The organism is Staphylococcus muscae (assembly GCF_003019275.1).
Taxonomy (GTDB): Bacteria; Bacillota; Bacilli; order Staphylococcales; family Staphylococcaceae; genus Staphylococcus; species Staphylococcus muscae.
In genome coordinates, this window is record NZ_CP027848.1 from 84092 (window position 1) to 103705 (window position 19614).

Annotated in this window: 18 protein-coding genes; 14 read left to right on the plus strand and 4 right to left on the minus strand. The window is 38.0% G+C overall.

Annotated features, from left to right (window positions below; translation table 11 throughout):
• Positions 1 to 80: 80 nt before the first annotated feature.
• Both C7J88_RS00425 and C7J88_RS00430 read left to right on the plus strand, forming a co-directional pair.
• Entirely contained in the window at positions 81 to 1295 is a 1215-nt protein-coding gene (locus C7J88_RS00425; protein WP_095116142.1) for an FtsW/RodA/SpoVE family cell cycle protein, read from the plus strand.
• 276 nt (positions 1296 to 1571) lie between these two features.
• The gene (locus C7J88_RS00430) at positions 1572 to 5024 is read left to right on the plus strand and encodes a pyruvate carboxylase (protein WP_095116144.1); all 3453 of its coding nucleotides are present in this window, start codon (positions 1572 to 1574) and stop codon (positions 5022 to 5024) included.
• Between the two features lie 48 nt (positions 5025 to 5072).
• Here C7J88_RS00430 and C7J88_RS00435 read toward each other — a convergent pair whose 3' ends face one another.
• Positions 5073 to 5981 (minus strand): COX15/CtaA family protein, encoded by a 909-nt coding sequence (locus C7J88_RS00435; RefSeq protein ID WP_095116145.1) that lies wholly within the window; start codon positions 5979 to 5981, stop codon positions 5073 to 5075.
• 247 nt (positions 5982 to 6228) lie between these two features.
• Between C7J88_RS00435 and cyoE the strand changes: the two genes are divergently transcribed.
• The 4 genes from cyoE (at position 6229) to C7J88_RS00455 (ending at position 9302) form a co-directional block, all read left to right on the plus strand.
• The gene (cyoE, locus tag C7J88_RS00440; protein WP_095116146.1) at positions 6229 to 7140 is read left to right on the plus strand and encodes a heme o synthase; all 912 of its coding nucleotides are present in this window, start codon (positions 6229 to 6231) and stop codon (positions 7138 to 7140) included.
• A 25-nt stretch (positions 7141 to 7165) separates the two neighbouring features.
• The gene (locus tag C7J88_RS00445) at positions 7166 to 7627 is read left to right on the plus strand and encodes a DUF420 domain-containing protein (protein ID WP_095116148.1); all 462 of its coding nucleotides are present in this window, start codon (positions 7166 to 7168) and stop codon (positions 7625 to 7627) included.
• A gap of 171 nt (positions 7628 to 7798) precedes the next feature.
• Positions 7799 to 8875, plus strand: coding sequence for a CAP domain-containing protein (locus tag C7J88_RS00450; protein WP_095116150.1), 1077 nt, complete (start codon positions 7799 to 7801; stop codon positions 8873 to 8875).
• Positions 8865 to 9302 carry a YlbF/YmcA family competence regulator gene (locus tag C7J88_RS00455; protein ID WP_269457242.1) on the plus strand — a complete coding sequence of 146 codons (438 nt, stop codon included), beginning with the start codon at positions 8865 to 8867 and terminating at the stop codon, positions 9300 to 9302. The genes C7J88_RS00450 and C7J88_RS00455 overlap by 11 nt, the downstream gene beginning before the upstream one ends.
• A gap of 101 nt (positions 9303 to 9403) precedes the next feature.
• Here the strand turns inward: C7J88_RS00455 and C7J88_RS00460 are convergent, their stop codons facing one another.
• The gene (locus tag C7J88_RS00460; RefSeq protein ID WP_095116152.1) at positions 9404 to 10330 is read right to left on the minus strand and encodes a lysophosphatidylglycerol phospholipase D; all 927 of its coding nucleotides are present in this window, start codon (positions 10328 to 10330) and stop codon (positions 9404 to 9406) included.
• A gap of 98 nt (positions 10331 to 10428) precedes the next feature.
• Between C7J88_RS00460 and C7J88_RS00465 the strand changes: the two genes are divergently transcribed.
• Positions 10429 to 10683 carry a DUF2129 domain-containing protein gene (locus tag C7J88_RS00465; RefSeq protein WP_095116154.1) on the plus strand — a complete coding sequence of 85 codons (255 nt, stop codon included), beginning with the start codon at positions 10429 to 10431 and terminating at the stop codon, positions 10681 to 10683.
• Here C7J88_RS00465 and C7J88_RS00470 read toward each other — a convergent pair whose 3' ends face one another.
• The gene (locus C7J88_RS00470; RefSeq protein WP_095116156.1) at positions 10684 to 11073 is read right to left on the minus strand and encodes a DUF7147 family protein; all 390 of its coding nucleotides are present in this window, start codon (positions 11071 to 11073) and stop codon (positions 10684 to 10686) included.
• A gap of 60 nt (positions 11074 to 11133) precedes the next feature.
• Between C7J88_RS00470 and rsmD the strand changes: the two genes are divergently transcribed.
• Entirely contained in the window at positions 11134 to 11685 is a 552-nt protein-coding gene (gene rsmD, locus C7J88_RS00475) for a 16S rRNA (guanine(966)-N(2))-methyltransferase RsmD (protein WP_095116158.1), read from the plus strand.
• Entirely contained in the window at positions 11678 to 12166 is a 489-nt protein-coding gene (coaD, locus tag C7J88_RS00480; RefSeq protein WP_095116160.1) for a pantetheine-phosphate adenylyltransferase, read from the plus strand. Before rsmD ends, coaD begins: the two co-directional genes overlap by 8 nt.
• 41 nt (positions 12167 to 12207) lie before the next feature.
• Here the strand turns inward: coaD and C7J88_RS00485 are convergent, their stop codons facing one another.
• The gene (locus C7J88_RS00485; protein WP_095118121.1) at positions 12208 to 13353 is read right to left on the minus strand and encodes a nucleotidyltransferase; all 1146 of its coding nucleotides are present in this window, start codon (positions 13351 to 13353) and stop codon (positions 12208 to 12210) included.
• A gap of 127 nt (positions 13354 to 13480) precedes the next feature.
• Between C7J88_RS00485 and C7J88_RS00490 the strand changes: the two genes are divergently transcribed.
• The 5 genes from C7J88_RS00490 to pheT all read left to right on the plus strand — a co-directional run bounded on the left by C7J88_RS00490 (position 13481) and on the right by pheT (position 18976).
• A complete protein-coding gene (locus tag C7J88_RS00490; RefSeq protein WP_095116162.1) occupies positions 13481 to 14008 on the plus strand; it encodes a YceD family protein in 528 nt (175 codons plus the stop codon).
• 62 nt (positions 14009 to 14070) lie between these two features.
• On the plus strand, positions 14071 to 14244 hold the full coding sequence (gene rpmF, locus C7J88_RS00500; protein WP_044359826.1) for a 50S ribosomal protein L32: 174 nt from the start codon (positions 14071 to 14073) through the stop codon (positions 14242 to 14244).
• Positions 14245 to 14417: 173 nt separating this feature from the next.
• Positions 14418 to 15164, plus strand: a complete 747-nt coding sequence (locus tag C7J88_RS00505; RefSeq protein WP_095116164.1) for a TrmH family RNA methyltransferase — start codon at positions 14418 to 14420, stop codon at positions 15162 to 15164.
• A gap of 348 nt (positions 15165 to 15512) precedes the next feature.
• A complete protein-coding gene (gene pheS, locus C7J88_RS00510; RefSeq protein ID WP_095116166.1) occupies positions 15513 to 16577 on the plus strand; it encodes a phenylalanine--tRNA ligase subunit alpha in 1065 nt (354 codons plus the stop codon).
• Complete coding sequence (gene pheT, locus C7J88_RS00515; RefSeq protein ID WP_095116168.1) at positions 16571 to 18976, plus strand: phenylalanine--tRNA ligase subunit beta; 2406 nt, start codon at positions 16571 to 16573, stop codon at positions 18974 to 18976. The genes pheS and pheT overlap by 7 nt, the downstream gene beginning before the upstream one ends.
• Positions 18977 to 19614 lie beyond the last annotated feature (638 nt).

Below are 19614 nucleotides of genomic sequence, written 5' to 3' on the forward strand. Positions count from 1 at the left end.
ACAATGCGGTTCATTTCAATGACGATTGTCCCATTATCATGTGAGTCGTATAAATGCTATGAATTGGATGTTTTAAATCTATGAACCGAATAAAAAATTTTTTTCGATATATTTTGGGTACTTCTAAATATATCGATTTTCCGTTATTACTCACTTATATCGCACTCTGTTTAATTGGACTTACGATGGTATATAGTGCGAGTATGGTGCCTGCTACACGTGGGACATTAACTGGGGGTATTGCCGTATCGGGTACATACTTTTATATGCGACAGCTGATCTATGTCATCGTCGGGTTTGGTATTGTATTTTTTATGGCGTATATCATGGATATTCGTATTTTAAAGAACCGAAATGTCCAACAAGGTATGATGGCCGTCTTGCTACTCTTATTATTTGCGACGCTTGTTTTCGGTAGTGAGATCAATGGTTCTAAGAGTTGGTTGAACTTAGGATTTATGAATTTACAGGCATCTGAGTTACTCAAGGTAGGTATCATACTATATGTTCCCTATATCATTGATAGAAAGTGGGTACAAATACAACAGAATCCTAAAGTTGTCTATGGGCCACTGTTCTTTGTAGGCTTCATCATTGTACTCGTGTTATTCCAAAAAGACGTTGGACAAACGATGCTACTCACTGCCATATTAATTTGTATTTTTATTTATACTGGAATCGGTATGAAAAATATTTTGAGATTACTATCGGCACCTTTTTTAGGTTTGATCGTAGGGATCATCATTATTGTTGTTTTTCGAATCAATATATTACCCGCATATTTAACGGCACGCTTTAGTGCGTTAGAGAATCCGTTCAATTATGAATCAGGTATCGGTTATCACCTAGCCAATTCGTTATTAGCAATTGGGAATGGTGGATTGTTTGGCCGTGGACTAGGCAATAGTGTGATGAAGCTTGGCTACTTACCAGAGCCCCATACCGATTTTATTTTTGCGATTATTTGTGAAGAGCTTGGCTTTATCGGTGCATTAATCGTACTGATACTTATATATTCGATTGTTTATCGTGCGCTTGTGATGGCATCTCGTACAGATTCTTATTTCTATAAGTTAGTCTGTGTTGGGATTGCAAGTTATATTGGTATACAAGCTTTCGTCAACTTAGGTGGTATTTCTGGACTTATCCCACTGACAGGTGTGCCATTACCATTCATTAGTTTTGGTGGATCTTCTATGATGAGTTTAAGTATGGCGATGGGGCTACTACTCCTTGTCGGTAAACAAATTAAATATGAAGAAGCACGACAACGTTACTATGAAAAGCGACGTTAAGATAAATGATTAACACGATATTACAAAGGTTAAACTTTCGTAATGTCGTGTTTTTTCTTACTTTTTTAGTGTACGATAATTTATAAGAAGCTGAGTGATCAAGCAATTGAATGATAGTCAAATTTTTTTGACAATAGCACAGTTGCGTTTTAAAATATAGATATTGATTACCTGATGTTATTGATAAAGATAACAAAAACTTATCAAATAGATAATCATATTTAATCAACACTGGATAAGATGTGTTTAAAACGCTTTAAATAGGGGGCTGATAGCATGCAACATATTAAAAAAATCTTAGTTGCTAACCGTGGTGAAATTGCAATTCGTATTTTCAGAGCAGCAACAGAATTAGGGATTCAAACTGTCGCAATATATTCTAAAGAAGATATGCGTGCTTTACATCGTTATAAAGCAGATGAAGCTTATTTAGTAGGGGAAGATCTTGGACCTGCTGAATCATATTTAAATATCGAACGTATTATTCAAATTGCGAAAGAAGCAAATGTGGATGCCATTCATCCAGGTTACGGCTTTTTAAGTGAAAATATGCAGTTTGCGAAACGTTGTGCAGAAGAGGGCATTATTTTTGTTGGACCAGAACTTGAACATCTTGATATGTTTGGTGATAAGGTCAAAGCACGTACAACGGCGATACGTGCGAACTTACCAGTTATACCAGGGACGGATGGACCCGTAGCCAATATCGAAGCAGCAACAGCTTTTGCTGAGACAGCAGGCTATCCTTTAATGATCAAAGCGACGAGTGGCGGTGGCGGTAAAGGGATGCGTATCGTTCGAGATGCTTCTGAGCTGTCTGAAGCTTTTACTCGTGCAAAATCAGAAGCAGAGAAATCTTTTGGTAGCAGTGAGGTTTACATAGAGAAGTTTATCGATGAGCCAAAACATATCGAAGTTCAAGTGTTAGGAGACAAAGAAGGCAATATCATCCACCTATATGAACGTGATTGTTCTGTTCAACGACGCCATCAAAAAGTTGTTGAAGTGGCACCATCTGTTAGTTTATCCAAAACAATGCGTGAAGAGATTTGTCGTGCAGCTGTTGATTTGATGCAACAAATAGAATACGTAAATGCAGGAACAGTTGAATTTTTAGTGTCTGGTGATGATTACTATTTCATCGAAGTGAACCCACGTATTCAAGTTGAACATACGATTACAGAGATGATTACAGGTGTAGATATCGTTAAAACACAATTACTCATTGCTGATGGCGAACTGTTACATGGTGATCGTGTGGGATTACCACACCAAGCCGAAATACAGTCAATGGGATACGCGATTCAATGTCGTATTACAACAGAAGATCCAACTCAGGACTTCATGCCGGATACAGGACGCATTGTTGCCTACCGTTCAAGCGGAGGTTTCGGTGTACGTCTCGATGCAGGAGATGCTTTCCAAGGTGCTGAAATTTCACCATATTATGATTCGTTATTAGTGAAAATTTCAACACATGCTATCAGTTATAAAGAAGCACGTGAAAAAATGGCACGATCACTTCAGGAAATGCGCATTCGTGGTGTGAAAACGAATATTCCATTTTTATATAATGTGATTCAACATGCACAGTTTGCTTCGGGTGACTATTCAACGAAGTTTTTAGAAGAAGCACCTGAATTATTTGTCATTCAGCCGTCAAGAGACCGTGGAACAAAGACGTTGGAATATATCGGCAATGTGACAATCAATGGTTTTCCAAGTGTAGAGAAACGTCCGAAGCCACATTTTGAAGCCGCAGATGTACCAAAGGTGAAAGCGCAAGATATTGCACAATTACGTGGTACGAAGCAGTTGTTAGATGAACAAGGGCCTGCTGCTGTGGCACAATGGGTGAAAGCCCAAGATGAAGTGTTGATTACCGATACGACGTTTCGTGATGCGCATCAATCATTATTAGCAACACGTGTCCGGACACATGATTTGTTACAGATTGCGCCTGAAACAGCAAATGTCATGCAAAATAACTTTTCTCTTGAGTTATGGGGGGGTGCTACGTTTGATGTGGCATACAATTTCTTAAAAGAAAACCCTTGGGATCGCCTCAAATTATTAAGAAAAGCGATTCCGAATGTATTATTCCAAATGTTATTGCGTGCATCGAATGCGGTTGGTTATAAAAACTATCCAGATAATGTGATTCAAAAGTTTGTCTCAGAAAGTGCTAAAGCAGGCGTAGATGTATTCAGAATTTTTGATTCGTTGAACTGGGTAGAGCAGATGAAAGTAGCCAACGAAGCGGTACAGGAAGCAGGCAAAATATCAGAAGGAACAATTTGTTATACAGGTGATATTTTAGATACGACACGCTCGAATGTCTATACGTTAGAATATTATGTAGATTTGGCAAAAACATTGGAACGAGAAGGGTTCCATATGCTAGCTATTAAAGATATGGCAGGTCTCTTGAAACCACGAGCTGCATACGAATTAATCGGTGAGTTAAAGGCAGCAGTCGACTTACCAATCCACTTGCATACGCATGATACGAGTGGGAACGGCATTTTGACATATAACCAAGCGATTAATGCTGGTGTAGATGTGATTGATACGGCTGTGGCAGCAATGTCAGGTTTAACAAGTCAACCAAGCAGTAACTCGCTTTACTATGCGATGAGTGGTTTCTCACGTGATATTCGTATGGATATTGAAGGGCACGAACGCTTATCACACTATTGGGATGCCATCCGTCCATACTATCAAGACTTTGAAAGTGATATGAAGTCTCCGCATACAGAAATCTATCAACATGAGATGCCGGGTGGGCAGTACTCTAACTTACGCCAACAAGCAAAAAGCTTAGGCTTAGGCGAACGATTCGGTGAAGTCAAAGATATGTATAGACGTGTCAACTTATTATTTGGTGACATCGTTAAAGTAACCCCATCATCAAAGGTAGTAGGAGACATGGCACTGTATATGGTGCAAAATGATTTGGATGAAACACAAGTATTAACTGACGGACACAAGCTGGACTTTCCTGACTCAGTTGTTTCATTTTTCAAAGGTGAAATCGGTCAACCGGTGAATGGTTTCAATAAACAATTACAAGAAGTTATCTTGAAAGGCCAAAAGGCACTCACTGAACGTCCAGGTGAACATCTGGTGCCTGTTGATTTTGACCAATTGAAATTAGAACTTCAAGAAAAACAACAGCGTGAAGTGACAGAACAAGATGTGGTGAGTTATGCACTTTATCCGAAAGTCTATGAGCAATATATGCAGACGTTTGAACGATTCGGAGATGTATCATTATTAGATACGCCAACCTTCTTCTTTGGTATGCGTGAAAATGAGACAATTAAGATTGAAATAGACAAAGGCAAAGTATTAGTCATTACGTTACAAACAATCACACAACCAGATGATAATGGTATGCGTACAGTCTTTTTTGAAATGAACGGTCAGGCACGACGCATTCAAGTGAAAGATGAGAATATTCAATCGGTACACCTTGCTAAACCGAAAGCAGACAAAAATAATCCGAACCATATCGGTGCACAAATGCCAGGTACGGTTATTGATGTAAAAGTGACAGAACAAGATGTAGTGGAAGCAGGACAATCTTTAATTATTACTGAAGCCATGAAGATGGAGACAACTGTCCAAGCGCCATTTAAAGGGACGATTAAAGCAATACACGTACAAAATAATGAAAGTATTGAAACAGGAGATTTATTAATTGAAATAGAAAAGCTTGAAGGATAGAAGAAACCCGCTTGTCATGGTGTTGTGCATGACAAGCGGGTTTTAAAATTATTGTTCGCCACGATTAGATCTTAAAATGAGTAAGATGAAGTAGCTGATCAATCCGAAGAGTAACGTAATGAACAATGCGTGTAACAATGCAATGATAAGGTTTACTTCAGTGATGATTGATAAAGCACCAGTCGTAACTTGTAAAATAATCAAGATAAAGCTCGCTGTATAACCATAATGGATTGTACGATTATCTTGATAATTTTTTACAGCGTGAATATATGTTAATAAAATAATTGTGAAGGCAAGTATCGCCATAATACGGTGTGCGAGTTGTACCCAGTCATGAACACCGTGTGGGACAAGGTCACCAAATGGCAATGGCCAAGCGCCGTAAGCAAGACTTGACTCAGTATGACGTACGAGTGCACCAGTATAAATTGTGACATATACGATACCAGTCATAATGAATGTATAAATTTGTAAAGGTTTCTTAATATGCACGACATTCGCTTCATATTTTTGATCAAGATCGAAAATAATGAGTGTTAAAACAAATACAGATGCGAAACTGATGAGTGAGATACCAAAATGTAATGCTAAAACATAGTCATTTTGTTGCCACATAACAGCTGCAGCACCTACTAATGCTTGAACTAATAAGAAACCAACACTTATTTTACAAAGTGGTTTGACTTCACGAATGTGGCCGATATTCTTCCACGCCGTAATGACGAGCCAAGTTACAATTAAGAGAGACAAACCAGAGACAGCTCTATGACTCAATTCGATGATTGTTTCAATAGGAAGATTCTCAGGCAGTAATGCACCGTGACATAACGGCCAGTCTGATCCACAACCATCTTCTGAACCTGTTTTTGTAACGAGTGCGCCACCCAGCTGCACCCACATCATCATGAGTGTCGCTAATACTGATAACCACTTTAGGTTGCGCTTTTTAAACAATGCTAAACACCTCGATATATTTTTATTTTACAGGACGGCGGCCGGACGCATTGCTGTATGAAAATAGTTTACCGTCCTGTTAAGAATTCTTCTATATTATAGCAAAAAGCACTCTGTTATTGCGAAACAATTCATGATGAATTTTTGAATGTCGATAAAGTGTCACAAAAAATTCGGAATAAAGCTAGTCAATTATAGGACTTTCATATATCATTGGTATATATGACAAAAAAAGGGGGGTAAATCAATGTCGAAATCAGAAGTAGTTCCCGAAACTACTGGACGAATTTCATATAAAGAGCTTAAAGCAATCGTCAAGCTAGGACTCGTTCAAGGTAACTTAATTCCAGCATTTGCAGGTGGTTGGCTTGCAATTGTGATGACGAATCGATCGTTTTTATCATCAATTCCAGAATTGATTGTGATGATGATAGGATCTACGCTTGTGATGGGTGGTGCTTGTGCCATTAACAACTATTATGATCAAGATATCGATCAGTTAATGCCAAGTAAACAGAATCGACCGACGGTGAACGATCGCATATCAGACCGCAATCTCATTATGTTAAGTATGGGCATGATGATTTTCGGTGAATTGCTCTTATTTATGATTAATGTCCCAGCTGGCGTCATTGGTTTAGCTGGTATTGTTGGATACGTTTCATTCTATTCGATATGGTCTAAGAGACATACAACTTGGAATACCGTTGTAGGTAGCTTTCCGGGTGCCGTGCCACCACTCATTGGTTGGGTTGCAATAGATGGCCAATTAAGTGTGATGGCTTTAGCATTATTTGCAGTTGTATTTGCATGGCAACCCATTCACTTCTATGCGCTTGCTATTAAGCGCAGTGACGAATATCGTATTGCCAACATCCCAATGCTACCATCAGTAAAAGGATTTAATAGAACGCGAATCGGCATGTTTTTATGGTTGATCGTACTTTTACCACTACCATTTGTGATGCAAGAACTCGGTACGACGTTTGTTGTTTTAGCGACTTTACTCAACCTTGGATGGATTGGATTAGGGTTGACAAGTTTTAAAACTTCAACGGATGAATCAAAGTGGGCAACGAAAATGTTTGTCTATTCCTTGAACTACCTTGTTGTATTTTTTGCACTTGTCGTAGTGATATCATTAATAAAATGGATTTAAAAGACATATAAGCGAGGATGAGAAGATGAGCTTACCTATTTTACCTACTATTAGTACAACTTGCATCGTGATAAGTGCCATTCTTGTAGCAATCGGTTGGCGCCTTATTTGGAAACGTCAATTTGAACAGCATAAAAAAGTGATGTTGTGGGCAGCAGGTTTCGCTGTACTATTTTTTGCAATTTATGCCAGCCGTACGATTTTCATCGGTAATACCGCATTCGGTGGTCCAGATTCCGTACGCATCTATTATACATTTTTCTTGATTTTCCACATTATACTTGCAACAATCGGTGCAGTATTTGGCTTGATCCAAATTTTTACAGGTATCAAAGACAAATATGAAGTTCACCGTAAAACAGGCCCTATTGCCTCTGTTATTTGGTTCTTCACAGCCATTACAGGCGTAGCAGTGTATGTTCTGTTGTATGTTCTATATCCAGGTGGAGAAACAACATCATTAATCAAAGCGACATTTGGTTTATAATCGTTCGAACACAGCAGCTGGCTAACACATTGATTGTGATTAGTCAGCTTTTTTCGTTTAAAAATATTACGAAATGGCTATCTGAACAATATAAAAGTTGTCTCGTTACTATTTGAGCTAAAATGCGATACAATAGGATTCAACTAGTCAGTTTCTGCAAAGGAGTGTGCGATGAAACGTTTATTAATTAAAATAATAGGTGTACTCATATTAATCGGCTTTTTAGTTTATTTGTTTTATGCGCCTCGTTTGGAATTTGACGTCTTAGAAAACCCGAACAAAAAAGCTGAGCATCAATATGAAAAAGCTAAGCAACCAACACAATCTAATGTTTCGGAAAATCCAAAATTAGAGAAGGGGTTGGGGTTGCTTATCGGTAAGCCGATGTCAGATGTTACAAAGAAATATGGACAAGCTGACCGTGTCTATCACTATCTCAATGGCTACCGTACATATGTATTTAAAAGAGATCATGCATATATGCTTATTACAATTAAAGACAATGCGGTAAAATCAGCCTATATGACAGGAGCGAAAACAGAATCGCAAAGTGGTCCAATTAAGATTGGTGACAATGCGACTAATTTGTACAATGCATATTCGTTAACAACAGAACCACAATTTGATTTCAACAATAGACATTATCATTTTGAACTCTCTGATATAGATGTTAAGACACAGGCACTTATCCAATTTGATCAGGTTTTTGCACAAGTATTTATTGATCAACAAAGTAATAAAATCATGGGTGTTCGATATTTAGACAAAGAAGCATTGGTAGATATTAATCCATATTCCCATAACGAATCGGACGAAGGAAGTAGCTCACTACAAGAAATGCCAGCAAAGAGAAGTCCAGATCAAAATGCGAATCAACTATTAACACTGTATGAAGTGACAAACGAAATGCGAGCATTGCATCAACGTGATGCATTGGAAGTCAATACAACGCTTGAAAATGTGGCGACGGTCAATCTCTTCCAATCTGTTGATGATAGTTCAGCAGAATTTACGGAGAATAATTTGATCAGTCTTATTAATGAAACGCCGATCACATATCAGTCTATTTCACAAAATGTCGGTTATAACTTCAACGATGTCCCAACACTTGTAAATAGTTGGATGAACTCGGATACACATCGATCAAGATTACTTAGTGGAAAATACGATGAGATGGGTGGTAAAATAGACGACAATTACTTTTTACTAATCTTTTTAGAGCGAGGAGACGATCAAAATGATGTTTGACGAAGCGGTTGTCAATGTCTTAGATGAAACAGACGCATTAGCAGACATGATTCGTCAGTCAGATGTTTTTCAAAACTATCTGGAAGCGAAACGACAACTTGATCAAGACGAAGTTGCAAGCGCTTATTATCGTGCATTCATGAAGACGAAAGAAAGCTATGAAGAAGTACAACGCTTCGGTCGTTATCATCCTGACTATCAGGAAGTGATGCTCAAAACGAGACGTCAAAAACGAGCTTATGATACGCATGAGACAGTCGTGACATTTAAGCAATGCGAACACGATTTGCAGTTGTTGTTGGATGAAGTGGTGACTATTTTAGCCTCTAGTGTTTCTGAGCATGTTAAAGTAGATGCGGGTACGCCACTCTTCAATCAGGCAAGTTGTGGATGTGGTTCAGGCGGTGGTTGCCAATGTCATGCTTAATCATATAAGTAACAAAAAAACATTTAATACACTTACAAAGAGAGGGAACTGAGACATAGTGTTCAGTGCCCTCTCTTTTTACCAAATCATACAATAGATGGTTATTGCGTATAAAAACTTAAAAATTGTCTACCGATTGTCGGACGATCTGTTACTAATGTATGGACGCCCATATGAGCTAAGTCCACCATATGATCTACATTATTGACGCCATAAAAGCCAGGCGCAATATTTTGTTGATTTAGCCATGAGACGAGTTTTCGTTGTGTCAAAGGTATTCCTTTATAGGACGTTGGCATTTGGAATGTATCAGCTGTGCCTTGATAGAGATGACCTAAACCACTATAACATTTCAATATTCCTTCAGTGACTTCTGGTTGACTTGCACCAATCGCAATCTCACCTTTAACATCTAACACATGAAAACGTTCGATTTGTTCTTTGTAAAAACTTGTCACAAGTACACGTGATTCTGCATGATTGCGCTTGATAACTTCATATAAACGTTGTGCTGCAATCTGACCTTCATAGCTATCAGGATGGTCTTTAATATCGATATTGACGAGTTGATCAGGATAGCGCTGTAATAGGGCGTCCATCGTCATAATTTTTGCCTGTGGGTGCTTCTGGTATGACTTGTATCCATTAATGTCTATGAAATGGTAGCCAGCATCCAATTGTTGTAGTTCAGATAATGAATGATTCGCAACGAGTCCCGAACCATTCGTTGTACGATCAACTGTTGCATCATGAAACACAACAACTTGTTCGTCTTTTGTCAGTCGAATATCTGTTTCAAAACCTGTTAATCCCATTGCGACAGAGTGATCAAAGGCAAGCTCAGTTGATTCTGGGCGTTCTTGCATTCCACCTCGATGGCTAAAAATATAAGGTGCTTTACGTTGGAAAAATGGTTTTATATCACGTGTTTCGTTACTTTTATTCTTTTTTGTTATATACAGGGCGCCACTCAATAAACTTGCGATACCAATCATTGATCCTGTTAAGATACGTTGTGTTTTCGTCATAAAATCTCTCCCTAAAATCTGTCATAAAACAAATATTACTGCTTTTCTCTACACTTGAACTCATGGTACGATAAGAGATAGAGTGCGAGGTGAAAAAGTTGGAAATCGTACAACGAGAAAAACTCATTGTCTATTTAAAAAACATGAAACATGAACGTCATATTCGAAAATATGGCCATATTGTATACAGCAATAAACAACTAAAATATGTCTACATGTACGTTGATACTGAACGTGTTGATGAAATTGTAGACAAGCTCAATAAATTAAAATATGTGACAAATATTGTGGGCTCCCCATATAAAACTTTGAAAAAAGTTTATGATAAAGAAAAGCATGAAGAACTTAATTAACTATTCTAATGGGGGGATCCAGCGCTGCAATCGTAAAACGCTTTTTAGATAATTGAAATATAAATCCAACTCTGGATAGTCATTGGGTGCGTGCACATCGATGCCAACCATTTCAATATCATACGGCGTTGCGAAAGATTGAATCATTGTATATTTTTTATTGCCATCAGGGTACGGATAGTTCATTGCATCCAACATGATATAAATCGCTTGAAACTTTCGATTTGGTGTTGGTTGCATAATGATGGCGACCGACGAGCGCTGTTGTTTAGATTTTGGTGTGTGAAAAAACACAAGTTTTGCAATGCGTTCATGATTGTAATCAATCAATGCTTGGAATTCATACAAATCAGTTAGACCATTGCCTAATACGATAAAAGATTGTTGCATGGTTCAGCCTCCTTACTTTAGAGTATAGTAAAAATAAAATGAGATTGGAAGTGTCAGAGAATGCGTGTCATCGCAGGCAAGCATAAGAGTAAATCTTTAGAAACACTCGAAGGTCGTAATACACGTCCTACGATGGATAAAGTAAAAGAAGGTATCTTTAACAGCTTACAAAATATTGACGGACTTGGCTTAGATTTGTTTGGAGGAAGCGGTAGTCTTGGAATAGAAGCGTTATCACGTGGTATGGAAAAGGTCATTTTTGTCGACCAAAATAGTCGTGCAGTCAAGGTCATCCATAATAATTTGCAACGACTCGGATTAGAATCACAAGCCGAAGTATATCGCAATAATGCAGACCGTGCGCTCAAAGCATTAAGTAAACGTGAAATTCAATTCGATATCATCTTTCTTGATCCACCCTATGAAAAAGGATTAATTGATAAAGCACTTGAACAAATTCATGCATTTGATTTATTGAAAAACAATGGTATCATCGTGTGTGAGTTTAGCCATCGTGAAGATATTAAAACAGCTCCTTTTAAAGAACTGAAACGTTATCACTATGGTTTGACTGATACATGTATCTTACGAAAAGAGGAAAGTCATGGTTAACACAAAAGCGGTCATCCCAGGAAGTTTTGACCCGATTACGTACGGTCATATTGATATTATTGAGAGAAGTTCAGATCGATTCGATGAACTTCACGTCTGTGTCTTGCGAAATATGAAGAAGAGCGGGACATTCAGCGTGGAAGAACGCATTCAGATGATTCAAGATTCTGTGTCACATTTACCCAACGTTCACGTCCATTCCTTCAGTGGTCTACTCGTTGATTTTTGCGACAAAATAGGCGCAACTACAATTATTCGTGGACTGAGAGCAGTCAGTGACTTTGAATATGAACTGCGACTGACTTCAATGAACAAGAAGTTAAATAGTCGTGTTGAAACCTTATATATGATGAGTTCAACAGAGTATTCATTTATTAGCTCGAGTGTCGTAAAAGAAGTTGCGCAATACGATGCTAATATTTCTGAATTTGTACCGAAAAATGTAGAAAAGGCATTGCTTGCCAAGTTCCAACAATCTTAAAATGATTAAAAGTGTGATGTGATGAAAATACAATCATCACATCACACTTTATTATAGTTATCAATAAATACAGGTGTATTAAAGTCAGTTTGTGTTTGTCCGGTTAACACATTGTATATGTTTGTTGCTTTGATTTCATTTGTAAAAAATGAGACATTACTTTGATTGATATTTGTAATTATTTGGCGATCAGGTGCATTCTGCTTCAGCCATTTGAGATATGCTTGACCTTGTGCCGACATTGCAAGCACCCGTGCAGCATCGATCGTATGTGTGACATCATCTTTAACAATATTTAAAAGAACGTTCATCAGTACACGTTGAATATGCGTGTAAGTATAGCGCTTCGTCTTTAATTGCTGCATCAAATTATCATAAGACGTTGCACTTTGTATACATTTGATGAGACGGTGTTCAAAACCTTCACTCATTGTATAAATACGGCTGAGAGAACGAGCATCATGTTGAGATATTGTTAATTTCAAAAAGTCGAACAACCGTTGTTGATCATAGAAGGGCATATTGAAAAGATGATGGTTTACTTCGGGTACCATATCGTGCCATGTCGTGCTCCCCTTGATAAGGGATTCACGAATTGCAGACCCACTTGCAAATGTCTCATGATTAATATTTTGTTGATGATGTTGCGTATGCTGACGTTGAATGGTATAAGGAGTAATCGAGCTGTTTAATATTTGTAGTTGTTTTAGATAAGCAATTCCTAAAATATTGTTTGGTTCACGCATGATGTTGTTTTCTAATGATTCTGCTACAATTCGAGCATATGTTTTACCTTCTTTAATCGCTTGATGATAAGTAGCTGTGTTTTCAAACGATAATAATTGCGTTGCTGCTTGCTGCAAATGATCAATATTGCCATCTTCACTACCGAAACATAATGCGTCAGCCGACAAATATTCAGCCATCAGAACACCCATTTTGGCAAAATAGTCACTGGACGAAAGCGCGCCAATTAGTGGAAGTTCAATGACGAGATCAACCCCAGCAAGTGCCATGCGTGCACGTTGAAACTTATTAAACATTGCAGGCATGCCACGCATGACAAAATGACCGCTCATTATTGCAATTGTAATATCAGCTTGTGTCATTTTTTTTGCAGTTTGAGCATGGTATAAGTGACCGTTGTGAAATGGATTATATTCTGTGATTAAAGCAACACTTTTCATTTGCATTCTGTCCTCTCATATATCATTATGAGTATTGTACCAAAACTTGAGCATGTTAAGAAAAAATCTTGACAACTTGCCCAGCAAAAGTTAAAATAAATTTTGTGCTTGTTAGAGGTGAAGCCATATGAAATGGTCAATAACACAATTGAGAAAATACCAAGGACAACCTTTTAAATTTGATCAAACAATTGAATTTAATGATTTAGCACGTCAGCTAGATATTATTAACTTGTCAGAAGTACAAGTTGATGGTGTACTAAATGTTAAATCAACTGAAGTTGTAGCGGATATGCGCTTGCGCGGAACGTACACAATGCCTTGTGCACGTACGCTCGTTCCGGTTGAAGTTCCTTTCGACACAACAACGACAGAAGTGTTTGATTTAGATGGTTTGTACGAAGATGAGGACGATGAACATTATCATCTTGTCACAGATGGCATGATTGACTTACGCAGTATTGCGGAAGAGATCGTTATGCTTGAAAAACCAATGCGTGTTGTCGCTGAGAATAGCGATGAGATGCTGACTGGTGGTCGAGGTTGGGAAGTTATTGACGAAGATGATTTGGATAATGACCTATCTCAAGATGACTCAAAGGTGCAAGTCGATCCGAGGCTTCAAAAATTACAACAATTATACGATGAAAAATGATAACGCACACTAGCTTTTGCAGTAATGCGTCATAAGGAATCGAATAAAAGGGAGGATTAATCATGGCAGTACCAAAAAGAAGAACTTCTAAAACAAGAAAAAACAAACGTCGTACACACTTCAAATTAGCAGTACCAGGTATGCAAGAATGCCCAAGCTGTGGTGAATTAAAATTAGCTCACCGCGTATGCCCAAGCTGCGGTTCTTACAAAGGCGAAGAAGTCGTTTCTAAATAATAGAAAACACTTTTCGATATTTGAATAGCTGTTTTGTGTTTAAGACTCAAATCATACATGTTTACATGGTGACTTTGGGTCTTTTATTATATGGATAAAAATGACAGTATAGTACAGTTAAGTTATATGCTTATCTAAAAACATCTTTATACTGTTATTGGGAGAGGTCGATTATGGAAGAAATTACATCGATACAGAATGCAAAAATTAAAAATTATAATAAGTTAAAAAAGAAAAAAGAACGTGATAAACAAGGCCTTGCCATTATAGAGGGATTTCATCTAATTGAAGAAGCAGTTGCGAGTGGTATCGTCGTAGAACAGTTATTTATGATGGATCCTTCACGTGTTTCTGAAGATTTACAAAGTGCTGCGAAAGAATGTTACGTCATCAATCAAAAAGTCGCAGAAGCGTTATCTGGAACGGTGACACCACAAGGGATTTTTGCTGTGATTCAGAAAGGGACCGCAACGGCTGAACAAGCGAAACAAGTACTTATTTTGGATCGTATCCAAGATCCTGGGAATCTGGGGACGCTCATGCGTACTGCTGATGCAGCAGGATTAGATTTAGTTGTGTTAGCTAAAGGAACAGCAGATGTCTATCAAGAAAAAGTATTACGTGCGAGTCAAGGAAGCGTCTTTCACATTCCAACGATAGAAGTGGAAGATGTTGTTGAGTATGTTCAAAACTTTTCAGGTCCAGTCTATGGCACTGCATTAGAAGACGCAGTTTCTTATCACAATGTGCCATCAAAACAAGAATCATTTGCGCTTGTGTTAGGCAATGAAGGACAAGGTATGTCTGAACAGCTACTTGCTGCAACATCTCAAAATGTGACAATTCCAATCTATGGACAGGCAGAAAGTTTAAATGTAGCGATTGCAGCAGGGATACTCATGTTCCATTTAAAAGGTTGACCCATACATTTGAGATGTATATAATAGATTTGTTAATAATTAAACATGTGCTAATAAAAAGACGAAAACTATTATTGGAGTTTGTTCAGGGAAGGATGATTATGACTGAGAGTTGTCCTCAACTTACATAGTTTTGTTCACCTTTTTGGTTACTTAAAGAGATTTAAGTCGGGTGTTATGATCCGTTATCAACATATCTTCAGAGTGTATGCATGTTTTTATGCATAAAACTGGGTGGTACCACGGCAAGGCTTCGTCCCATATTTGAGGGGCGGAGTCTTTTTTTCGTAAAAGATATGTAATGGGTCTAAAGCAACATGGAATGAATGGATATAAGGAGGCATTGTAATGGTGCAAACAGATGAAATGACAACGATCAAACAGGATGCATTGGAAGCAGTTGAAAAAGCACAAGATGCACAAGCGTTACAAGCAGTGAAAGTACAGTACTTAGGGAAAAAAGGACTTGTTACTGGATTAATGAAACATATGAAAGATTTACCGAAAGAAGAAAAACCAGCGTACGGTCAAAAAGTGAATGAAGTGAGACAAGCGATTGAAGCGGCGATTGAAACACGTCAGGTGACTTTAAACGAAGCAGCTTTAAATGAACAATTGGCACAAGAATCAATTGATGTCACATTACCAGGACGAGCAGTTGCGAATGGTGCAGCACATCCACTTACAAGAACAATTGAGGAAATTGAAGACTTATTCTTAGGTTTGGGTTATGAGATTGTGACAGGTTATGAAGTGGAACAAGATTATTATAACTTTGAAGCATTAAACCTACCAAAATCACATCCAGCACGTGATATGCAAGATAGCTTCTATATCACTGAAGATATTTTAATGCGTACACATACCTCTCCAGTTCAAGCACGCACTTTGGAACAACGTAATGGTAAAGGACCAGTCAAAATCATCTGTCCAGGTAAAGTATATCGCCGTGACTCAGATGATGCGACACACAGTCACCAATTCACGCAAATTGAAGGACTTGTTGTCGATGAAAACATTAAAATGAGTGACTTAAAAGGGACACTTGAATTGCTTGCGAAGTCACTTTTCGGTGCAGACCGTGAAATCCGTCTACGTCCAAGCTACTTTCCATTTACAGAACCATCTGTTGAAGTCGATGTCTCTTGCTTCAAATGTAAAGGTAAAGGCTGTAACGTCTGCAAACAAACGGGTTGGATTGAGATTTTAGGCGCTGGTATGGTACATCCAAACGTCTTAGAAATGGCAGGATTCGACTCTAAGAAATACTCAGGATTCGCATTTGGTATGGGACCTGATCGTATTGCGATGTTGAAATACGGTATTGAAGATATTCGTCATTTCTATACAAATGATGTGAGATTCTTAAATCAATTTAAAGGTGTAGAAGATCGAGGTGAAACAACATGTTAATTTCTAAAGAATGGTTACAAGATTATGTGACAATTGATGCACCAATCGATGCATTGGCAGAGAGAATTACACGCACAGGGATTGAAGTCGATGAAGTGATCGATCTAACAGAAGGTATTAAAAACCTTGTTGTCGGTTATGTTGAAAGTATCGAGAAACATCCAGATGCAGATAAATTAAATATTTGCCAAGTGAATATTGGAGAAGAAGCGCCTGTACAAATCGTATGTGGTGCACCAAATGTTGATCAAGGTCAAACAGTTATCGTTGCAAAAGTCGGCGGACGTTTACCAGGTGGTATTAAGATTAAACGTGCCAAACTACGTGGCCAAGTATCAGAAGGTATGATTTGTTCATTACAAGAAATTGGTTTATCAGGTAATGTGGCACCAAAAGAATATGAAGCAGGCATTTATAACTTTGCAACGGCTGTTGAGCCAGGTACAAACGCACTTGAAGCATTGCATTTAGAAGATCAGTTAATGTCATTTGATCTGACGCCGAACCGTGCAGATGCATTAAGTATGATTGGTACAGCCTATGAGGTAGGGGCATTGTATAACTTACCAGTTCAACGTCCAACAGCAACACCAACAGAACAATCAACTCAAGCAAGTGATGAGTTAGCAGTTACAGTTGAAAATGAAGATAAAGTACCATATTACAGTGCGCGTATTGTTAAAAATGTAAAAATTGCACCATCTCCTGAATGGATGCAAGCACGTTTAATGAAAGCTGGCATTCGTCCAATTAACAATGTCGTGGATATTTCAAATTATATCTTATTAGAATATGGTCAACCATTGCATATGTTTGACCAAGAGCAAATCGGTTCAAAAGAAATTTTAGTACGTCAAGCACAAGCGGATGAGAAGATGACGACACTTGACGATCAAGAACGTATATTGCTTGCTTCAGATATCGTCATTACAAATGGACAAGCACCAATTGCATTAGGTGGTGTGATGGGCGGAGACTTCTCTGAGGTCACTGACAAGACACAAAATGTCGTTGTAGAAGGTGCCATTTTTGATTCAGCCTCAATTCGTCATACATCACGTCGTTTGAACCTACGCAGTGAAGCATCAAGTCGCTTTGAAAAAGGGATTGCGACAGAGTTTGTAGATGAAGCTGTGGATCGTGCATGCTATTTATTAGAAACACTTGCAGAAGGTAAAACACTAGCAGGTCGTGTTGCAAGTGGCGACTTAGGTGAATTTGTAACAGAAATCAATATTACAGTAGACCGTATTAACCAAACAATTGGCTTTGACTTACCAAAAGCAGAGATTGTTGCCATCTTTGAACAATTAGGCTTTGAAACAAAAGAAAATGGTGACACATTAACAGTACGTGTACCATCACGCCGTCGAGATATTACGATTGAAGCGGACTTAGTGGAAGAAGTGGCACGTATTTACGGCTATGACATTATTCCTTCTTCGTTACCAGTATTTGAAGAAGTGACAAGTGGTGCGCTTACAGATCGTCAACGTAAAACACGTGTCGTTCGTCATACACTAGAAGGTGCAGGACTTTCGCAAGCAATCACATACTCACTCGTTGATCAAGCGCGTGCAACAGCATTCACAACTGAACAACGTGATACGATTTCATTATTAATGCCAATGAGTGAAAGCTATGGAACATTACGTCAAAGCTTGATTCCACATTTAATTGACGCGACACAATACAACGTTGCTCGTAAAAATAATGATATTGCGCTTTATGAAATTGGTAATGTGTTCTTCGGAAAAGAAGATAGCGCTATGCCTGATGAAGTAGAATATTTAAGTGGTATTATGACAGGTGAATATACGGCGAATGCGTGGCAAGGTAAAAAAGAGGATGTTGATTTCTATCTTGCAAAAGGAATTGTAGATCGTGTTGCCGATAAATTAGCACTTTCATTTGATTATGAAGTAGGGCAAGTAGATGGATTACACCCTGGACGTACAGCTTTTGTTTCATTAAATAGTGAACGTATTGGCTTTATCGGTGAACTACACCCAAGCGTTGCGAAAGAATATGACCTTGGACGTACTTATGTATTTGAATTAAACTATGACCATATCATGAAACAAGCAGTTGGTTATATTAACTATCAGCCAATTCCACGTTTCCCTGGTGTGACACGTGATATCGCTCTCGTAGTAAATTCAGAAGTACAAGCAGCTGAATTAGTTTCCACAATTCGTGAAAATGGTGGTAAATTACTACAAGATGCCAAAGTATTCGATGTGTATGAAGGTGAGCATATGGAAGCAGGCAAAAAATCAGTAGCCATCCGTTTAGCATATTTAGATAAAGAACAAACGTTAACTGAAGAACAAGTTACAGAAGTTCACAGTAAAATCTTATCTGCACTTGAAGCAAAAGGTGCAACATTAAGAGGATAAATTAGAAAAGCCCGTTCATTAGACACTGACTCAAGTGTTTATTGAATGGGCTTTTTATGCTTACAACATTGAATAGACTTAATGAGTATGTTATATTATAAAAAAAGAGAGACATGCTGCAACATGTCTCTCAGAGCCCGTTAAAAAGACGGTGACTTTTCAATTTGATGGTAATAACCATTTCACCTACTTTGTCAAAAGTTGGGAATGGTTATTTTTTTTGACTATTAATTGAAACGACTACAATGCCAATGATTGTTAATACAACCATTAGCATTTCGTAATCAGTCATGTTGTTCCTTTCTGGGTGTTACAACTATAATCATAGGCATCACCCCTTTTAAAAGAGTTAGCCACCATCTATCCAACTTGCTCAGTTAGTATTCTACCACAATTAAGTTTTGATTTTAATTATATTTTACGCAGTTTTGTTAGGTGAGATGACTAAGTTGATTTAATTCATCGGGTCAAACTCATTAAGACGATAGGGTACTAAAATATATGAAAGCCCTGTTCAGCAGACACATACCCAAGTGTTTATCAAACGGCTCTTTATGCTTACAATATTGAATAGGCTGCATGAGTATGTTATATTATAAAAAAAGAGAGACATGTTGTAGCATGTCTCTCAGAGCCCG

What these genes read in the sequence shown, in the direction of transcription:
- C7J88_RS00445 (WP_095116148.1), top strand. Translation starts at nt 7,166, where the DNA reads ATGAGCTTACCTATTTTACCTACTATTAGTACAACTTGCATCGTGATA.
- C7J88_RS00485 (WP_095118121.1), bottom strand. Translation starts at nt 13,353, where the DNA reads ATGAAAAGTGTTGCTTTAATCACAGAATATAATCCATTTCACAACGGT.
- C7J88_RS00470 (WP_095116156.1), bottom strand. Translation starts at nt 11,073, where the DNA reads ATGCAACAATCTTTTATCGTATTAGGCAATGGTCTAACTGATTTGTAT.
- rsmD (WP_095116158.1), top strand. Translation starts at nt 11,134, where the DNA reads ATGCGTGTCATCGCAGGCAAGCATAAGAGTAAATCTTTAGAAACACTC.
- C7J88_RS00450 (WP_095116150.1), top strand. Translation starts at nt 7,799, where the DNA reads ATGAAACGTTTATTAATTAAAATAATAGGTGTACTCATATTAATCGGC.
- cyoE (WP_095116146.1), top strand. Translation starts at nt 6,229, where the DNA reads ATGTCGAAATCAGAAGTAGTTCCCGAAACTACTGGACGAATTTCATAT.
- C7J88_RS00430 (WP_095116144.1), top strand. Translation starts at nt 1,572, where the DNA reads ATGCAACATATTAAAAAAATCTTAGTTGCTAACCGTGGTGAAATTGCA.
- rpmF (WP_044359826.1), top strand. Translation starts at nt 14,071, where the DNA reads ATGGCAGTACCAAAAAGAAGAACTTCTAAAACAAGAAAAAACAAACGT.
- C7J88_RS00455 (WP_269457242.1), top strand. Translation starts at nt 8,865, where the DNA reads ATGATGTTTGACGAAGCGGTTGTCAATGTCTTAGATGAAACAGACGCA.
- C7J88_RS00490 (WP_095116162.1), top strand. Translation starts at nt 13,481, where the DNA reads ATGAAATGGTCAATAACACAATTGAGAAAATACCAAGGACAACCTTTT.
- C7J88_RS00505 (WP_095116164.1), top strand. Translation starts at nt 14,418, where the DNA reads ATGGAAGAAATTACATCGATACAGAATGCAAAAATTAAAAATTATAAT.
- pheT (WP_095116168.1), top strand. Translation starts at nt 16,571, where the DNA reads ATGTTAATTTCTAAAGAATGGTTACAAGATTATGTGACAATTGATGCA.
- coaD (WP_095116160.1), top strand. Translation starts at nt 11,678, where the DNA reads ATGGTTAACACAAAAGCGGTCATCCCAGGAAGTTTTGACCCGATTACG.
- C7J88_RS00425 (WP_095116142.1), top strand. Translation starts at nt 81, where the DNA reads ATGAACCGAATAAAAAATTTTTTTCGATATATTTTGGGTACTTCTAAA.
- C7J88_RS00460 (WP_095116152.1), bottom strand. Translation starts at nt 10,330, where the DNA reads ATGACGAAAACACAACGTATCTTAACAGGATCAATGATTGGTATCGCA.
- pheS (WP_095116166.1), top strand. Translation starts at nt 15,513, where the DNA reads ATGGTGCAAACAGATGAAATGACAACGATCAAACAGGATGCATTGGAA.